Annotated in this window: 15 protein-coding genes; 7 read left to right on the plus strand and 8 right to left on the minus strand. The window is 37.8% G+C overall.

All coding sequences use genetic code 11. The features are described from left to right. Positions 1 to 56: 56 nt before the first annotated feature. The 6 genes from ACE2AL_RS18375 to ACE2AL_RS18400 form a co-directional block, all read right to left on the minus strand. Entirely contained in the window at positions 57 to 878 is an 822-nt protein-coding gene (locus ACE2AL_RS18375) for a DUF932 domain-containing protein (RefSeq protein ID WP_206083296.1), read from the minus strand. A gap of 60 nt (positions 879 to 938) precedes the next feature. Next, positions 939 to 1,385 (minus strand): antirestriction protein, encoded by a 447-nt coding sequence (locus tag ACE2AL_RS18380; RefSeq protein WP_241016801.1) that lies wholly within the window; start codon positions 1,383 to 1,385, stop codon positions 939 to 941. Positions 1,386 to 1,554: 169 nt separating this feature from the next. Continuing rightward, the gene (locus ACE2AL_RS18385; RefSeq protein ID WP_004907556.1) at positions 1,555 to 1,896 is read right to left on the minus strand and encodes a hypothetical protein; all 342 of its coding nucleotides are present in this window, start codon (positions 1,894 to 1,896) and stop codon (positions 1,555 to 1,557) included. Between the two features lie 158 nt (positions 1,897 to 2,054). Next, complete coding sequence (locus tag ACE2AL_RS18390) at positions 2,055 to 2,519, minus strand: hypothetical protein (protein ID WP_102138154.1); 465 nt, start codon at positions 2,517 to 2,519, stop codon at positions 2,055 to 2,057. A 303-nt stretch (positions 2,520 to 2,822) separates the two neighbouring features. Beyond that, entirely contained in the window at positions 2,823 to 3,710 is an 888-nt protein-coding gene (locus ACE2AL_RS18395; protein WP_206083295.1) for a GTPase family protein, read from the minus strand. 131 nt (positions 3,711 to 3,841) lie between these two features. Beyond that, a complete protein-coding gene (locus tag ACE2AL_RS18400) occupies positions 3,842 to 4,792 on the minus strand; it encodes a hypothetical protein (protein WP_206083294.1) in 951 nt (316 codons plus the stop codon). 651 nt (positions 4,793 to 5,443) lie between these two features. Between ACE2AL_RS18400 and ACE2AL_RS18405 the strand changes: the two genes are divergently transcribed. Then, complete coding sequence (locus tag ACE2AL_RS18405; RefSeq protein ID WP_375083752.1) at positions 5,444 to 6,022, plus strand: hypothetical protein; 579 nt, start codon at positions 5,444 to 5,446, stop codon at positions 6,020 to 6,022. Positions 6,023 to 6,331: 309 nt separating this feature from the next. On the opposite strand, the gene ACE2AL_RS18410 is transcribed toward ACE2AL_RS18405, so the two are convergent. After that, entirely contained in the window at positions 6,332 to 7,192 is an 861-nt protein-coding gene (locus ACE2AL_RS18410; protein ID WP_206083292.1) for a hypothetical protein, read from the minus strand. Continuing rightward, positions 7,182 to 8,894: an AAA family ATPase gene (locus ACE2AL_RS18415; RefSeq protein WP_206083291.1), complete on the minus strand. Its 1,713-nt coding sequence runs from the start codon at positions 8,892 to 8,894 to the stop codon at positions 7,182 to 7,184. The genes ACE2AL_RS18410 and ACE2AL_RS18415 overlap by 11 nt, the downstream gene beginning before the upstream one ends. 1,066 nt (positions 8,895 to 9,960) lie before the next feature. On the opposite strand from ACE2AL_RS18415, the gene ACE2AL_RS18420 reads away from it, so the two are divergent. From ACE2AL_RS18420 to ACE2AL_RS18445, 6 genes are all read left to right on the plus strand, one after another. Further along, positions 9,961 to 10,176, plus strand: coding sequence for an AlpA family transcriptional regulator (locus tag ACE2AL_RS18420; protein WP_206083290.1), 216 nt, complete (start codon positions 9,961 to 9,963; stop codon positions 10,174 to 10,176). Between the two features lie 125 nt (positions 10,177 to 10,301). Beyond that, positions 10,302 to 10,511, plus strand: coding sequence for a hypothetical protein (locus ACE2AL_RS18425; RefSeq protein ID WP_206083289.1), 210 nt, complete (start codon positions 10,302 to 10,304; stop codon positions 10,509 to 10,511). Positions 10,512 to 10,919: 408 nt separating this feature from the next. Beyond that, positions 10,920 to 13,604: a DNA methyltransferase gene (locus ACE2AL_RS18430; RefSeq protein ID WP_206083288.1), complete on the plus strand. Its 2,685-nt coding sequence runs from the start codon at positions 10,920 to 10,922 to the stop codon at positions 13,602 to 13,604. 63 nt (positions 13,605 to 13,667) lie between these two features. Then, on the plus strand, positions 13,668 to 15,677 hold the full coding sequence (locus ACE2AL_RS18435; protein ID WP_375083753.1) for a DEAD/DEAH box helicase: 2,010 nt from the start codon (positions 13,668 to 13,670) through the stop codon (positions 15,675 to 15,677). Continuing rightward, a complete protein-coding gene (locus ACE2AL_RS18440) occupies positions 15,678 to 16,934 on the plus strand; it encodes a GIY-YIG nuclease family protein (protein ID WP_206083286.1) in 1,257 nt (418 codons plus the stop codon). A gap of 151 nt (positions 16,935 to 17,085) precedes the next feature. Further along, positions 17,086 to 19,104 (plus strand): ATP-binding protein, encoded by a 2,019-nt coding sequence (locus ACE2AL_RS18445; protein WP_206083285.1) that lies wholly within the window; start codon positions 17,086 to 17,088, stop codon positions 19,102 to 19,104. Positions 19,105 to 19,147 lie beyond the last annotated feature (43 nt).

The raw sequence follows: 19,147 nt of genomic DNA on the forward strand, positions 1-19,147 counted from the left end.
GATATTATAAAAGATACCCAGCATTTTTTAACATGATTATTTAAATGAAAAAAATGCTACCGTAAAAATTCATGCATCTTTTCCGTCATCACCCACAGCGCCTTATTCAACTTGATATCCCCATCAATCCCATTCACAGAACGAGTGCGAGCACGTTTACCTTTAGCGTTCCTACCTGATAATCCCCCTTTGATTAAATTCTCCTGCAAGCGTTGATATACCGTCCAAAGATCATCTTTCTTATCTTCCCAGCGGCGAGGTTGTAAAACCTGTTCCTCGGTAATCGGTTGATGCTCTTCACCAAAGCGATACGTCAACGCCGCTTGTGCCAAAGCTTGCTGTGCTGGTGGCGGTAACAATAGTGACTGCATCTGTTCACGCTTTTCAGCAACAGAATCAAACGTTTCTAGCACCTCATAAGCCCCTTCAATTACCTTACCTACCACATCGCCCTTGTGTGGCACACGTACTTCACCAAACGTATCTCCGCAAACCAAACCATTTTGACATACAGCTCTAAATAGCCCCGGTAACATCTGATAACTGCTTGAGCCATCATGGCTGTTAAGTAAGATAATTTCAGGCACTTGCACTCCTGTAATTTGATCATGTCTTCTTAGCCGTAACATGTGCTTGGTATGCTCTCGACGACTCGCATCACGCACACGAGTCTGGCAGGCAAAGAACGGATAGAAGCCTTCTTTTTGTAAACTATCGAGTAAGGTAATGGTTGGTATGTAAGTGTAACGCTGACTTCTAGATTCGTGTTTCTCTTCAGAGAAAACACTTGGGACAGTACGAAACAATTCTTCAATTGTTAACGGGCGATCACGACGAATGCTATTCGCCGCACCAAAGCGAGAAGCTAAACGAGTCATAATAAATTTCCTTTAAAATAAATAAGATAGGTAAAACTGAAAGAGTGAATTAAGAGGGAGTTAATCGATAAGATGGAAAATAGCTGAACTTTCAGGGTGTTGAATAGCGTAATCACGAAGCTGATAGAAACGCTCGACCAGTACTTCACTTTCGGTTCTAAATGACCACTGGCTGTACAGCATCAAACAGATGGCAACGCCAGCCGCTTCAGGGCTTAGAATCTCTTCATTGCCATTGTGCATATTGAACAGTGTGAGTTTTTCAGAGCCCAAATCAGGATAAATAAATGCGCCACCGTTGGGTAAAGTGCAGTACTCCCAATAGCCGCCCGTATATTCATCACAAAACTGGCCCATGATAGTGAATATCACTACTTCAAACGTGGCGAAGCCTTTCACTGTACCAAAGTGGCTTTGCCAGAAATTTGGTCTAGCTGAAAGCGGCACGACATTAGCGAGAATAAATGAGTTTGGTTCTAGCGCAGAAGCAGAATAAGAGGAAGACATATGATTTCTCCTGTTAATAAATCAATAACGGGTAATAAAAATGATGAGTGAACAGGACTACAAACCACCTGTTTGACTACCGATACCTAAGAAGTGTCATGACGACAGTAAACAAAAAGGCCTGCTGATAAGCAGCAGGCCTTTAGTGGTAAGAATTGACATGATCACATTAGGGATTGAAATCAAATGTCCAAACGCCTTGGTTGGTATCCACGGCGACCTCGATGACATTGCACGGTACTCCTGGGCTTTTACCCGTAAATAGACGTGTGTAGGTATTACCAAAATTCAGCCTAATGGGCTTCCAAGGACGGTATTCCGCATCCTTACAGTTTCCGCGATTAACTAAAATTTTTTTGATGACCACGCTATCAACGTTTGAGGTGATATAGATTTTACTGTATGAACGCCCGGCATTGCTGGGCCCTTCACTGAGTCGAATAGGCGCCTTTTCTGCATAGGCGAAACACGTCATCAGCCCCAGCGAAAGTGCAAAAATGAGTTTTTTCATAATGAGTATCCTTATGATGGAATGAGCGTAAAAATCACGGATATGTCGGACTTGAGCTCGAATAAGGAGACATCCCCCACTCGATCAATGCTGTCACGGTTTTTACTATCCCGTGGCTTTAGTGAGTTAGGTATCTTATCGTTGAGCCCAAAGGGTACTTAGAGGATAAATTGAGTCCAGCAGCCGTTATCCCCGATTTCAGGGATAACGCTTGCGGCCCCCTTTAAGGTAAAGGTCACGGGCTGGCCGCCGTCAGCGGAGACGGTGACCTGTTTTTCATGACGTAAATTATCCCAAGCGACTTCGACGTGACTTGAGCCGGCTCTGCTTGCGCTGTCACTGATTTGATATACCTCCTTTCCGTCAAATTTCATTTCCAAATATTGGCCCGTATCCATGCGGGTTTGATGACCATTGATATCCGTAAACATAATTTGAATGGGTTTATCCCCTTTGTCTTCACAAGACAGATAAAGCTGAGATTTGCCCTGACCCAAAATGACAAACTCGGTCACGCCTTGTGTTTTGTTACTCGTCCAAGTGTGTGAGTTACCAAAAGCGTGAGTGAATGTCGGTGTTAAAGCCGAAATAAAAAGTGCAGAAATAATAAGTTTTGTTTTCATAATATTTTCCAATTAGTTATTTTTCCTATTCAGATATGGGGTCGTAAGAACTCGTTAATGCGAACAAAGAATAAGCTCTAAATAAGAGGCTGATGGTTTTCCATTCTTAATAACGTGACAAACCCTGCGTTTTATCGCATTGATTTTTATAAATAAATTTAAGTCATTGATACCTCTGAAAGATTGTATAGCCATCATTTCCGTATGGATAATGAAAAAAACCGATCGGTTCGATCGACAAATTCGATCATGACAACGTAAAATCGTTTACTGATGGCTCAATATGACAATCATTTCATTGAATTAACTAAAGAAAAATGACCAGACAGAGCGCGCTGCTCGAGCAATATGATGAGTTGTTGATTTGAGAGCGTGCCGAGCGACTTGAGGAAGTGGAGCGAAATCAATCACTCGCTCAATGATATCTACGACCGTATCACCGAAAGAGCTACTCGCATGATTGATAACCGTTGTGGTCTGATAGGTGTTTTGTAGATGTGGGATTAAGGGACTACGCGCCTGCTTTGGGAGACGAGTAATAATCGCCTCCACTAATTGGGGAAGGTGATATCTGCCTTTAACAGATATTGGAATGATGGTATCTGCAGATATATGCATTTGTTTGGCGATAGCATGCCGTTTCAATGTGATATGAACTTGCTGCTGTTTTGAAGGCTGTGCGGATTCCCAGTGCCACTGCTCTACAGGCTCTATCTTATCGACTTGATTCAAAATCCAAGTAATAGCCGGTAGCTCTCCGTTATACTCCGTGAATACTGTTTGATAAAACTGTTCTTCAATAGAAAATGCGCGATCATCGGCTTTCAGAACCCAAAGCACCATATCGAGTTTAGGTATCCACTCACGATAGAGCTCACGATACTCCTCATCACGCTGTTGGCTTTCTCCTACACCCGGTAAATCGACTAGCGTTAGTGTGTGCCGTCCAAAACGTAATTTGACCTGTTGGGGCTGCCGAGTACAAGCTTCAACAGCATTGACAGCACAAACTTGACTGCGAAATAAGGCATTACACAGACTGGATTTTCCCACGCCAGTTTTTCCCATGATGCCAATCACAGGCTGATAGGTAACAAGCTGATTGAGCTCTTTTAATAAGGATTGACGCAGTGAACGCGGGTAGCGCCGCAGATGGCGACGAATAAGGGCATAGCCTGATAATTTTTTCATATTAGCCTCAAAACAAATCAGCCATCATAATGGATGGCTGGTGGTTTATTGAGATATCAAGGATGAGATATCACTAAAATGATATATATCTGAAAAAATTTTAAATTAGCCATTGAATATAAATAGAAAGGCTATCCTTTTTTATCATACTCACGCTCTATCAAGGCATTGACGACTTCCTTTTTTGACATCAAATTAAGGCGTTTTTTAAGTGCTTCTAACTTTGGAATATTTTCCTTTTTGATATCAAAATGCACATCAACATAACCTTCTTTATTCCTTCTATTTCTCCAAGAGGAAAGCGCATTAGCCATTTTCATTTTTAAATTTTCAGCCGCAAGAATACCGTTTCTTGATGATAAAAATAAATAGTCAAAAAAAGCGATTATAATATCTTTTTTTCCAATGAGCTCTTTCTTACCTAAAAGAATAAAAGCATCAATATGCTCAGGCAATATAAAAACATCAATCGTATTTATACCTAATTCTTGTATGTAATTAAAACAATAGTCTATTTCAACTGGGCTGTTAATTTTAGAAACCCATATAAAGGCCGAATGATCCGTGATATGATACCAATCATCCATTAGTGATTTGATGTTATTTTTACTATCATCATAATCATCATAAGAACTTACCATTTTATCAAACCATGAAATTATTGAATAATACATCGTTCCAGAATTTAGATTTATATAATCTTCATTTTTTAGTTTATTTATTTCTCTTTCATTTTCTTTTGAGTAAATTATTAAAATATTAAGCAACAACCAATAACAGGCACGATCACTGTTCTTTATCCACGAAAAATACTGTTCTTCAAATGCTAAATTCAGAAAATCATCCTGCATGTCATTCATTAAATTTTCCACATTTATTTTATGTATAAAAAGCTTATCTAATGCATTCTGAATCTTAATCTTTATATCTTTTAAATTTTTATAGTTAACACCTGATATATACTTACAACTTTTTATATCTTCCTGCAAATAATTAAGATAATAAATTAACTCTCTTTCGCTTCCTTGCAATAGTCTATTGCAATCGTATTTCAATTGTTTACTACTTTCATTTGAATTCATTACACCCACCAAATCACGCCGTGATAATGACAAGATATTACCATTAAAATTTCATGATTTACACTTGTTTTTCACATCAAATTTCCATGATTTATTCATGACTAATTTTAATGAAAACAAGCTAAAGCCCAGGTATTCCATCACAAAAAATGCTTTTTATGGGAGAAAACAATTCTAATGTAGTACCTACTTGTCATCAAGGAGCGCTTAGTCAAAGTCTGAACATTCAAAGCACTCAAATCCTAGGTAAGTCAATCAATGCTTTTCCTATCCATTTTTTAATTAAAATATTTCATTAAGGTTAATTAGTATTATTTAATAAAGAAGGTAATTGACTAATCTATCTACCCCAAATAATGGTGAATTCAATCTAGTTGCTTATTCACTACCATTACTATGAATAATAATTATCAGATTAATAAAAGATGAGTGCAGCATCCACTCTCTCATCTCAATGCTATTAAACTAAACTCGAAGAAATATTTGAATCATTACCTACTGATTTTTTAATTTTCACTGATTGAATAAAATTCCTTAGTGTTCTCATGATTGATGATAAGTTCCCTCATAGAACCATCATGGCCTATTTCATTCAAAATTTAAATAATGCCGTTATCCCATGAGAAACATTAATCACTGAGGGCAACCATTATGAAAATCACAATTAATTTCAATCACAAACCGGACTATTTATTACAACATGATTTATTTAATCATCAAGATGACCTATTTGAGCATTATTCAAAACTCCTAATGTTTCGTATCGATTTTGCTTATCGCAAAGACAGTAAATCATTTAAATATGCCGATACTTATCAAATTACAGCTGATATGACATGGCTGATTGAACAGGTAAACGGTATTTCTGGCATTGTGGGTTTTGCCTGGGTATTAGAATACGGAGAACAACATCGCTATCATATTCACGCAGCATTTTACATTAATGGCCAGCGTCATCAGAAGGTATGGAGTTTTTGGAAAGATATTCGCGATATATGGGAAGAAGTTACTGAAAGTGAAGGTTATGCACACCACTGTGAACCCAAACCATATTATCCAGTTCCTGGTGAGCGTGTTATTGAATATTCCGACGAGGATGGTCGTAGTGATATGAAATATATATTAAGTTATTTAGGCAAAGACAGTCAGCGTACAGAACGCCGTATTTATCAGCTCAGCGATATTCCTACTGCAAAACAAATTGGAAGAAAACGAAATAAAAATGGGTGATTGAAAACTGACATCATAATTTATTACCGCTGAAGATCTATCTAGTTGAAAGTGTATAAAATAAAAAAGCAGAAAAACCATTTAATATTAATTGATTGTCTTTTTCTGCTTTTTTATATGTAAAAAATACACTCTACTAAACATTAGGCTCAAAAAAGTTGGTACTTATTCTAGTTCATTTTGGGGTATGAATGTAATAGACACTTTACTCTAACTCGTCAGTTTAGGATTAAAATTTCTATGGGTTAACGCCTACATAAAATACAGAGCCAGATTCAATGAGTTTGTTATACTCTACTGTAGAATACTCTATAAATTATCAGGCAATTGACCATTCTCTAGGTATTCCATTAATTCATTATTTTCAAGAATAGATCTGTATAGTACAGCATCCCATGAATTAATAGATTTTTCTTGTTCCATATCCATACACAAAGCTAAAACATCTCGCAAGTTTTTTGTATCAGGTTGCCGACAGTTATTAGCTCTCCGCAGAACACTTATATACCTTGTCTTAAAGTACTCTTTGAAACGAGTAAGAAAATCAATTCCTTCCAAATGAGACTTTACCAATATCTTTAGCTCTTCTGGTAATTCATCCTTAACAGCTATATCTATTGCCGGAGTCGAAAATGGAGGTGTAAATATTATCGAAAACAAAGGTTTGTTTACGTCATCAAAATATGGATGAATGTATCTCTTTTGTCCATCCTCAGTGACATAGTCTGTAAGTTTCTCGCCTTGGCACCAATCACACATTGGTGTCAAATTCAGTAACAAAACTGATAGTTCAGGAAATATATCTTTAGGAAGATAGTGATCAAGCGTTCTCGGCCTTCCAGCCTCCCCACAGCTAGGACAAACAACTAGTCCATTATGCTTCCGCATAGCCTCCAGTTGCTTGAACGGTAACTTTTCAGATTTAGGTGTGTATAGGCCAACCAAAGATTTCTTTCGCTCACTAGCTTCTTCTTCGGAATCTGTATAGTCATTCAAGTTAAGAGGAGTAATCCCTAACGGGCTTCCATGATGCTCTATGAACAATTTTGCTTGGTTTATAAGGTCATTCGTAATCCGAGCGTAAAATCCTTTATATTTTTGCCTTTCGTTTATCACCTTTCTCAAAATTTCGAGAGAATCCTCTTCGGGAAGCTGTATTTTAGATACCATGAGACTTCCTTGAATTAAGCAATTTTATCAACATTTCTTCATTTAGCTCATCCCCAAGTTTGTTAATAATATCCTGAGGATCTTCATATATTGCTAGCTGCTCTTCTATCCATTTATCGAACGGTTTAGTAATGGAATTATCACCAAAAACATATGATGAGATTCTCTGCATATCACCACCAAATGTTTCAAATGGTGGATATTCGACTTCGACTTGATCATTCTGCTTTCGGTAAACGTGCACGCATTTAGCCGGAACCTCCCTAGTGATAGCTAAAGAATGAGTAGCCAAAATCGCTTTAGATGTAAAAGCTTTCAAAACCTTTTTAAGCAACTCAATAAACTCTATTTCAAGTGCTGGATGTAAAAAAAGTTCCGGTTCATCAATAACAACTAAACTATCTTTCCTTATTTGTCCAACCACATTTACCACAATATAGCAGAACAGCCTTTGACCAGAGCTGATTTCAATTGCCTTATTTTCTTTAATAAAGATAGTGCCAGATTCAAACTTAATGCAACTTTTTAAATCAATATTCCATTCATCTATTTTTTGAATAACATGATTATCAATTTTAAGGTATTTCTTGCCTTCACCAACTAAAAAATTAGAGAAATCTGGAATCTGATTAAGCAGATCAAAATCTTTAATTATTTCAAATGCAATAAAATCAAAATCAATAGCCGACATCAAGACAGACAATATGGTTTCGAATTTATATGTCCAATTAGGAAGTGAACCAAACTTCAAATCATCATGTAGTGACTTCAATATTGACGATACAGAATCGCTCGCTGGTAGATTTCTACTAATACCTACCCTCTGATTTCCATCTAGGTCCTTAATGATCCTACGAAAACCAAAATACCTATAAGCATCTTTGTCATTCAAATTTGTCTTGGATAAATCAATTGTGAATTCTTCAAATGGGCTATACGATATAAGGATTAACTTAGAAATATTTGGATAGTGATCAAATGGTTTATGCTGGCTTTCATCCAGGGAAAGTTTGCTTCCTCGTTCAACACCTAACCAGTATTCAACTAAAGACTTTAATGTATAAGATTTCCCTATACCATTTTCACCAATAAGAACATTAATATCATAAGGAAGTAAATCCGAATTGAACTTGAAACGAATTGGTTCAATCAAACCATCTCTTCTTATAGTGTTAAGTGTGAAGTCTTTAATGCTTGATACCTTTTCATTAAACAGCTTCCAGCCGTCTTCATAAGCTTTCCTTGCCCCCGCCTCTCTAAGAGGTGATGTAGAAAAATCATCATGTTCAATCAATTTGATAGCATTTTCATCTTTAATAACATTCTTTAAATAACCAGCATCTCTTATTAGGCTAAGAACATTTTTAGCCTCATCTATTCCAATCTTTGCAATCAAAAAATTATAAAAATCAATATCGCTTGGGACCGATACATAATTAGTTTCTGGTATCGGGAAAAATCCATCCCACCCATTATTACATAATTCGTTTAGTTTCTTTGGTGAATAATTGTCATTTTCGATTAACAACTTAAGGCCAAATTCAATAAAAACTTCACCATCAACATATAAGGCTGCATTGAGAGTAGTACTTACCCCATAGTCATCCCAATTGTTGAATGATAGTGAAAGCATGGTATCTTCAGATGGTAGCCTCGCCGGAGTTGCGCGCCAATTGGAGCCTTTCTGATAAAACACTTTCATTGAATATTTATTCCTTTTAAAAGATCACAAAGATAATTTGCTCGGATGCATAACTTATTTCAAAGGGGCTGCGTTGTGGCTAAGTCACATTTTTAGCAGTCCAGCTTGCTAAACTTGTTAAATACTTTAGCATGCTATCACCTTCTTAAAGATGATTGACACAGTAAACACTATCTTTAACTTGATTTAAACTACAAGCTGACGATAAACATTCACTGCCGGTTAAGCCTCCAATACTTATCTATTCAATAAGAGCCTCGCTGTCTTCTCGTAATTGTATATTAGCAGCGAAACAATCCTAATATTTATCCTATTTCAATCGGACGGTTGAATTAATGTGATTATCTTTGATGTAACCTAGGAAGTTATGCTGATTCTTACGAAACCAAGCTACGTAGTTAAGGCACTGTGTCAAACAGTCAACCTCAACGAGTAGGTTCATTGAAATTGAACCATATTTTTCAGCTAACTAATCAGTAATCTTGCTTAACGCATTGATTCATAATCTCACGGCTTGTTTACTGCAAGGCGACCAATACAAGATCGATGAATCTAAACCATCATCTCCAATAGCTCTTGTATATAATCGACTACTGTAACTCTCAAACAATGATTGCGGCAAATCAAATCCACTCGCATTCTCAGACATGTAAGTTGAATTGCCTTGATGTAATTACTAGTGAATGAGTCATGCCATCAGGTTTCTACTTCAAAGCATACTCGATTAATGGTTTAACTGGTTCTTTGTTCTGATCAAGTAATACAAGATTTCAGTAAACACTCCTTAATCATCTAAAACTATCTTTGCATTAACCCTTACAATCTCCACCACACTAACTCTCTACCTCGACGACTTATATTTATAACATGATAATAACTAGAGTTATAAACTAGTAATAATAACTCATGGGATAATTTTTATATATGAACAAAAGTAATTAAGCTCGGCCTAATCTTTTATGCTGAGTCAAAAATAATGCCAGTTAGTTATTGTTTGAAGGATTCCCACCACACCCATTTTTGCTATTCGAATCCTTCTCCTTTTCAATTATCGGAGACATAAACAATGACGATTCAAACAACTGACACTCCTCTGCTATACGACCAATTCATTGATATGAAATTCATCACTAAACTAACGGGCTTAACGGATAAGTGGTTTTATAAGCTAATACAAGACGGTGAATTTCCTAAGCCTATCAAATTAGGACGTAGCTCACGTTGGCTGAAAAGTGAAGTCGAAGATTGGCTAAAGGCTCGAATTACTGAGTCCAGAGCTTAGTCATCACCTCACTACACTCCTTCCATGCCAATAATATCAATCTTTAAATCCCCCTAAAAATTCAACAGTAAAAAAGTATTATGACTCTCATGAATCATAGCTACATCACTACCAGAGTGGGCTGGATGGTAGCGAATATACGCTTTCCTGATACAGACAGCATGCCCGCTGTTGTGCCCGTGTGCCTGTACCGGCTAATACACGGTAAAACGCTTCCTGAGCCGCTATTTGTCCAAACTGATATGCATGTCAGCTTAATCATCGATAACTGCCTGTTAAACTACAATCCGATGCTGGAGGGTATCCTACTTGGTGAATGCATGCTGCTCAGGTAATGTTCGTTTGCCAAAAGACTGATTACCCTGCTTAACCAATTCAATAAACCTGAACTACGTCCCAAACTAATGTGGCTGTGCTGGTATGATTTGATGCCGAGTTTTTCGTTAGGCGATTGGCTAAATACCTTGAAGATGAAAACTAAAGAATAGCTGGTGGAATGGATAATTGTCAGATAAACAGAGAGCTGGGGGCTAACGAGGATAATGGATGATTATGTGTTGTTTAATTAGTGATAATACTCAATACCACTATTCATGCATGCAAAACATTGGGACTCTATCAATACTATCTAGCCCACTAATTATGCATTTGATTAACTTTTTTCATCATAGTAAAGTTTCAATATATCAATACCTTTAATTCATTTAGGTAACTCATTAATTATACTCATAAAGAGATTTATAATGGCCATCAATCAGGCAAAGATTTTTGAACAACTCGAATACTTAACGAAAGAACTGGATCCTGATGAGTTTATCTATGGCTTTATGGCCGCTTTTAACTTTCCTAAAGCGACTATTACACAAGTACGACAAGGCAGTAGTCGTAATATCGCTAAAGAAGCTGGACATATAGGATTAAAAAATAAGCTTTATTTTCAAGGTGCTACCGTTAATGATGATCTTGATGATTTACTTAACGAGCATATTGCCAACCCTGCAATGACAAAAAATAAGATCCGTTTTATTATCGTCACCGATTTTGTTCGATTTTTAGCTTGGGATACCTTAAGCAAAGAAAGACTAGATATTGAACTGGATGAGTTGTACAGCAACTATGGTTTCTTTTTACCGCTGGTGGGTTTAGAAAAAGCAATAATTAATAGTGAAAACCCAGCAGATGTTAAAGCTGCTGAAAAAATGGGGAAGCTCTTTGATCTTATTCGTATAAGCAACGATCTCAGTAAACCCGAAGATATTCATGCTCTAAACGTATTTTTGACTCGATTACTTTTCTGTCTTTTCGCTGAAGATACGGGTATTTTTGCGTCAGGCCAATTTACTTCTGCAATCAAAAGCTATACAGAAGAAGATGGTAACGATCTCGATACATTTCTCTATCAACTTTTCACTGTACTCAACAGCGCGCCTAACAGCCCTAATCGCCAATATTTACCTGCCCATATTGCTGCCTTCCCTTATGTTAATGGGGGTTTATTCTCTTCTGATGAACCTATTCCCGAGCTTGGAAAAAAAGGGCGTAAAACATTATTGGAATGTGGCGCCATGGATTGGAGTGAAATTAACCCAGATATCTTTGGCAGCATGTTTCAAGCCGTTATTGATGTGGAGCAACGTAGTCGTTTAGGCCAACACTACACCTCATATAGCAATATTATGAAGGTGATTAAACCGTTATTTCTTGAACCGCTTGAGACTGAATTAACTAAGCAGAGTCGCAGTATTAAAGGCTTAAAAGCCCTATTAGTACGTATTGGTAAAATTAAGATCTTTGATCCAGCTTGCGGCTCAGGTAATTTCTTAATTGTTTCTTACAAAGAGTTACGCAAACTAGAAATGCAAGTTATAGAGGCATTAAACCAACTAGAGCCTGAAAGTTTTTATTTAAGCGGGTTGCATCTATCTCAATTCTACGGTATCGAAATTGATGACTTTGCCTGTGAGATTGCCCGCTTATCTCTTTGGCTTGCTGAGCACCAGCTCAATACCCAATGGGCAGCTGCCTTTGGTTCTGCCCCAGCCGCATTACCGTTACGTGAAAGTGGTAACATTTATAGTGAAAATAGTTTACGCCTAGATTGGGAACAGATATGTCCAAAAGAACGAGGAGACGAGATTTATATTATTGGTAATCCACCTTTCTTAGGAACACTAGGCCGTTCTGATGAACAAAAATTAGATATGCAATCTGTTTTTAATGGATTTAGAGCATTAGGTTATCTTGATTATGTGGCTTGTTGGTTTTGGAAAGGTGCTCAGTATATTCAAAATTCATGTGCTGAATTAGCCTTTGTTGCAACTAATTCCCTGTGTCAGGGAGAACAGGTTGCAACGCTTTGGCCATCTATATTTAAAATGGGTTTAAATATACATTTCGCTTACCCAACTTTTACATGGTCAAATAACGCGCGTGACAAAGCAGCGGTTCATGTTGTCATAATTGGAATGTCATCAAATAATAAAATTCGTAAACTTTTCCATTATTATAATAGCGAGTGGCATAGTGAACTAGTTGATAATATTAATCCATATTTACTAGAGGGTAATAATACTGTCGTTATTCCTAGGAATAAGCCGATAGTAAATAATATTCCACCTTTACTTTTTGGTAATAAACCAACAGATGGAGGCCATCTGTTACTAAATCGAAGCGAGCGTGACCTGTTAATAGAAAAAGAACCTAAGGCCAAATATTGGCTCAAAAAGGTATTAGGTGCTACTGAATTTTTAAATGGTAAAGAACGGTGGTGTTTGTGGCTCGTTGATGCAAAACCAGAAGACTTAGCTGCTATGCCTTTAGTGGAAAAAAGACTCCAAGCTATAAAAAAATTAAGACTAAAAGCGGGTCACCCATCAGCTCTTAAAATGGCAGAACAACCTCATTTATTTATACAGGTTAGTCAGCCAATATCGGGTAATTATATCCTTATTCCCAGAGTATCATCTGAACGCAGAACATATATTCCAATAGGTTTTTTTGATTATACGACTATCTGCTCAGATGCAAATATGTTTATTCCCAACGGTACCCTATATGAATTCGGTATTCTAACCTCGTTAATACATAATGATTGGATGAGACTAGTTGCTGGACGCTTAAAAAGTGATTATCGCTATTCTTCATCTGTGGTTTATAACACCTTCCCTTGGCCTGATGTAACCGACAACCAACGTAAAAAAATTGAACAACTTGCTGAAGATGTGATACTGACTCGTGAAGAGTTTCCTGGTCATACTTTGGCTGAACTTTATGACCCTAATAAAATGCCTGAGAAACTATTAGCCGCTCATCAGACTCTCGATAGAGCGGTTGATAAACTCTATCGTGAGCGCCCATTTAAAGATGCCACTGAACGTTTAAGTTGTTTATTAGCGCGCTATGAAACATTGACTAAAAACGATAAATAAAGAACTAAGTCAATCTGCAAGAAATAGCTATAAGACTCTAACCCTAATAAATTTTAAGGAACTATGATGACTAACATACTGCATGTTGAATATGGGCAAACAGGGAAAAGTGCTAGCCTCAATACCATGGGTATGCGTGAAATGCAGGCGCGCGCCTTTAATGAGCGCAATAACCAGTATTTATTAATCAAAGCACCACCAGCCAGTGGTAAATCACGCGCATTAATGTTCTTAGGCTTAGATAAATTAGAAAACCAACATCTGAATAAAGTGATTGTGGCAGTGCCTGAAAAATCAATTGGTGGCTCTTTCCAAGATACCAAACTGACTCAATATGGCTTCTTTGCTGACTGGATAGTTAAGCCTGAAAATAATTTATGTATCGATGGTGGTGAAGATGGCAAAGTGAATGCTTTTAAACGTTTTATGTCTGGCGATGACGCTATTATGGTCTGCACCCATGCAACATTACGTTTTGCCTTCGAAAAATTAGCCATCACAGATTTTAATCATTGTGTGGTTGCTATTGATGAATTTCACCACGTTTCCGCTGATGAGGATAGCCGTTTAGGTGGTCTTATTGACGACCTAATGAAACACTCAACCGCGCATATCATTGCGATGACAGGCTCTTATTTTCGTGGTGATACGGTTCCTATTTTATTGCCAGAAGATGAAGCTCTGTTCACCAAAGTTACTTATACCTATTATGAACAGCTCAATGGATACCAATATCTAAAATCCCTTGGGATCGGCTATCATTTTTACCAAGGCCGCTATATAGATGCACTTTCCTCGGTTCTTGACTCCAGTAAAAAAACCATTATTCATATTCCTAATGTTAACTCTGGTGAATCGACGAAAGACAAACATGGTGAGGTCGACGCGATATTAGATGTTCTCGGTACAGTGGTAAAACGTGATCCAATAACAGGGATATATCATATTGATGGCAAAGATGGTCGCCAATTAAAAGTGGCAAATTTAGTCGATGATAATCCTGCTGAGCGTCCTAAAGTTCAAGCTTATCTACGTGATATCAAAACCGCAGATGATATGGACATTATTATAGCGCTAGGAATGGCAAAAGAAGGTTTTGACTGGCCGTTTTGTGAACATGTATTAACCATTGGTTATCGTAGTTCGCTGACTGAGATCGTACAGATTATTGGTCGAGCAACACGCGATAGCGTAGGTAAAAAACACGCTCAGTTTACTAATCTTATCGCTCAACCTGATGCGCAAGATGATGATGTCAGAACCTCCGTTAATAATATGCTTAAAGCTATCACAACCTCATTATTGATGGAGCAAATATTAGCGCCTAGTATTCAATTTAAACCCCGTTCACAATGGGATGGTCACCCGCTTCCGCCGAATACCCTGTTAGTTGATGACAGTGCTAGTACGCCTGTATCTCAAAATGTGCTGGATATTTTGAACGGTGATAAAAACGAGATTATGGCAACACTGATGGCAAATGAGCAACTAGTAAAAGAAGCCATTAGTGAAATCGTACCAGCAGAAACCATCACACAAGTTGCTTTACCTTCAGTGATCCAAACTCTTTATCCTAATTTAACCGAAGAAGAGCAAGAGCAGGTTAGACAAGGGATCTTACAAAGCATGTTAATTACCCAACAGGGCGGTTTGATTGAAGGGAAAATGTTGCCCGATAATGCTTATATAGAAATGGGCAATGATAGTGATGAGTCATCAACTAATATTGCAAGTAAGCAGTTTATCAAAATGGGGGAAAAATTTCTGTGTATTGATAATTTGGATATTGACCTGATTGATGCCGTTAATCCCTTCCACGGTGCTTATGAAATATTATCTAAATCAGTCACGGCGCCTATGCTGAAAACTATTCAAGAAGCGGTGAGTGCCAATAAATCACAAATATCAGAGGAAGAAGCAATTATTCTTTGGCCTAAAATCAAACAATTCAGACAAGAGTTTCAGCGAGAACCATCATTAAACTCCAGCGATCCCATTGAAGTCCGCTACGCGGAAACACTGGCATACCTGCGTAAAATGAAGCAGCAATCAATATCCACACAGGCTAGTTAAATGATCAGATTATCGACAAAACATTTAGCAGATAAATTAACACTCGATGATATCTTTGGCGAAGATGATGGTTTTGGGCTGCTTGACGTACAGCCCTTAAAGCAAAAAGTATTACCCATTGATTTAGTTGGAAATCAATTTATCGAAATTGTTTCTTTTTATGAAAAAAATAATAGATTACCCAGTGAAACAGATGACTCATCACTTGAAGAAAAACGATTAGCGCGACGACTGTGTATTTTTAAAAATAATCCAGACCAGAGTACCCAGCTACAGAAACTTGATCAATATGGCTTATTACAGCCACATAACTTTCAATCTTCTGATAGTGATTTCTCAGCAGAGCCCAGTACCATTGCTGAAATAAATAAATCTGAACTGGTTACTTCTTTAGACGATATCTTTGCTGACGATGATAGCGGTTTGCTCGACTTCGCTGAACCCGATATTTTTAGTATGAAGTATGTTTCAGTTGAGAAGAAAGAGCAGCCAGACGAAATAGCTCAACGACAGCCATGTGCTAATTTTCCAAAATTTGAGCCTTTATTCTACGCATTACATGATGGTCTGAAAAAAAATAATTTTTCTTTAGAACGCTTTACACACAAACTGAAAATAGCTGAAGGTGATTTTTTCATTCTTAATGGCTTACTTGGATACGTCTATACCGCTGGTGAGCGCCTTGACCAGTACAGTACTTACAATTCACGCTTGCATCTCATATTTGAAAATGGCACCGAAATGCATATGCTTTATCAGTCTTTAACTCATGGGTTAGTGAGAGATAATGAAGGGCGCAAAGTGCTGCTGAATGGTCAAAAATTACAACCTTCAAATGATCCCACTCCCTCCGGTTTAGTTTATGTGCTTGCAACCATGAGTACAAATCCTGTACTTGCACCTTATAAACAGAATCTTTATAAAATAGGCTTTACTGAAACAACAGTTGAGCAACGAATTAAAAATGCAGAAAAAGATCGCACTTTTCTGGAGGCACCCGTCAGAATTGTATCCACTAGCCAGTGTTTCAATCTCAACGCGCATAAACTCGAAAATCTAGTACATGGATTTCTTGCTGCTCGCAGACTTAATGTCACCCTAAAAAGCCATACCGGACAAATTTACACACCAAGAGAATGGTTTAATGTTCCTTTGGCTACAGCACTTGCCGTGATCCAACACATAGCGGATGGCTCGATTTCACAATATCGTCTAGATAATACGACAGGGAAGATTATTGCAAAAAATCCAAACTAGAATTAGCTATCGATATACTACTTATTGCTTGGAAATTTCACCTAACTGTGAAACATTAAGTATCAGTGAAAGCAGTCATGGAAGCAAATGAGATCAAATTTTTGCTAAAGATGATTTCTCTGTAATAACGATTAAAGGGAGTAGCTGAGCTGTGAGTTTACAAACAAATTTAAAAGGCCGTTTACGAAACACTTCGCTGCCCAAAAATCACGGTTTAATGCCTGTATTCGAGGCTGTGGTAAACTCCATCCATTCAATTGAAGAGATGAATAATCTTCCTGATGGAAAGATCACTCTCCGCATTAATCGAGCCACGCAAGTTAGCTTGGATTTAGATATAAAGTCTCAGCCGCCAATTATCGGATTCACCATAATTGATAATGGCTGTGGTTTTAATGAAATCAACGTTAAGTCATTTAAAACTCTAGATTCCGACCATAAAATTGACAAGGGATGCCGAGGTGTTGGTCGTCTGATGTGGTTAAAGGCATTTGATTTAGTTGAAATAGAAAGCCACTTTTTCGATATTAACAGTAAACTTAAAAAACGCATATTTCGCTTCAATGATAAATCAGGAATTCATGGTGAAAAACTTGTTGAGGCCACATCTCAACAACCAGGTACGATTATTAAACTGATTAATTTTGATGAAAACCTTCGCAAGCATGTTCCTTCAAGAGGCCTGTCTATAGCTAACCAATTATTGGAACATGTACTCTGGTACTTTGTGCGGCAAGGAAGCGCTCCTAAGATTCTTTTAGAGGATTTGGGCGAGATTATTGACCTTGATAATTTACTCGAAGAACATATGCATGCCAGCGCATTTATCGAAACTATTACAATTCGGGACCATCAGTTTGACTTAACTCATATCAAATTCCGTGCCTCCGTTAATAAAAAACATCAGCTAGCACTCTGTGCCGCTAATCGACTTGTTAAGGAAGAATCTATACAAGGCAAGCTTCCTGGTCTCTACGCAAAAATATCTGACCCTTGCGGTGAATTCACCTATACCTGCTATGTATCTTCCGAATATCTAAATCAACATGTGCGCAGTGAACGAACTTCGTTTGATATTACCGAAGATGTTGAAGACATGCTCAACGAAGTAACTTTCAAAGATATTCGAGAAGCAATATTGGCTCGAACCAAGGAGTACCTGCAAGACGTTCTAACTAAAAATGTGTCAGCAGGAAAAGTTAGAGTGGATGATTTCATCGACAACCATGCACCTCGCTATCGCCCTATTGCAAATTATGTTCCAGAAGATTTACTGATCGTTGACCCTGAGAAGTCAGATAAAGAACTAGAGTTGCATTTACATGCTCAATGGTACGAGGTAGAGCGTCAACTGGTGAGCGAAGGCCACGATATCATGCAGCCCCAGAATAAAGAACATGTAGAAGAATATAAGGAACGACTAAGCGAGTACCTACGCAAAGCCGGGGACCTTAAAAAGTCAGATCTTGCCAATTATGTTTCTCACCGCAAGGTGATTATTGACCTTCTACAAAAATCTATTGAGCGGCTAGAAGATGGAAAATACGCCCGTGAAGATATGATCCATGAACTTATCATGCCTATGCGCAAAGATTCCGGCGAGGTTTTCCTTGATTCCTGCAACCTTTGGTTAATTGACGAACGTTTGGCATTTCATAACTATTTAGCTTCTGATAAAACGCTCAACTCAATGCCTATCACTGGTAATAATTCTACAAAAGAACCTGATTTACTTAGCATGAGAGTATTCGACAACCCACTTCTTGTTAATGACCAAAGCAGCTTCCCACTTGCAGCCATTACCGTTGTCGAAATCAAACGACCAATGCGAAATGATATGCGAGAAGGTGAAGATAAAGATCCTATTGATCAAGCGCTAAGTTATTTAGAGCGGATACGTGAAGGGAAAGTAACTACAAAGAATGGCCGCCCAATTCCAGGTAATAATGACATACCTGGCTATTGTTACGTTCTCTGTGACCTCACTGAATCTATGCACCGACGCTGTCGTCGGGGCAATTTACGGATCACATCTGATGGGATGGGCTATTTCGGTTATAACGAACCTTCCCACGCTTATATCGAAGTGATTAGTTTTGATCAATTGGTGAAAGCTGCAGGAGAGCGTAACCGAGCATTCTTTGACAAACTTGGATTACCATCTGCTTAGGGAGTCCGCTTCACTAATTTTCGATATAAATTGCATGAAATCG

The sequence above is a fragment of the Providencia xihuensis genome, from assembly GCF_041953405.1.
GTDB classification, from domain to species: Bacteria; Pseudomonadota; Gammaproteobacteria; order Enterobacterales; family Enterobacteriaceae; genus Providencia; species Providencia vermicola.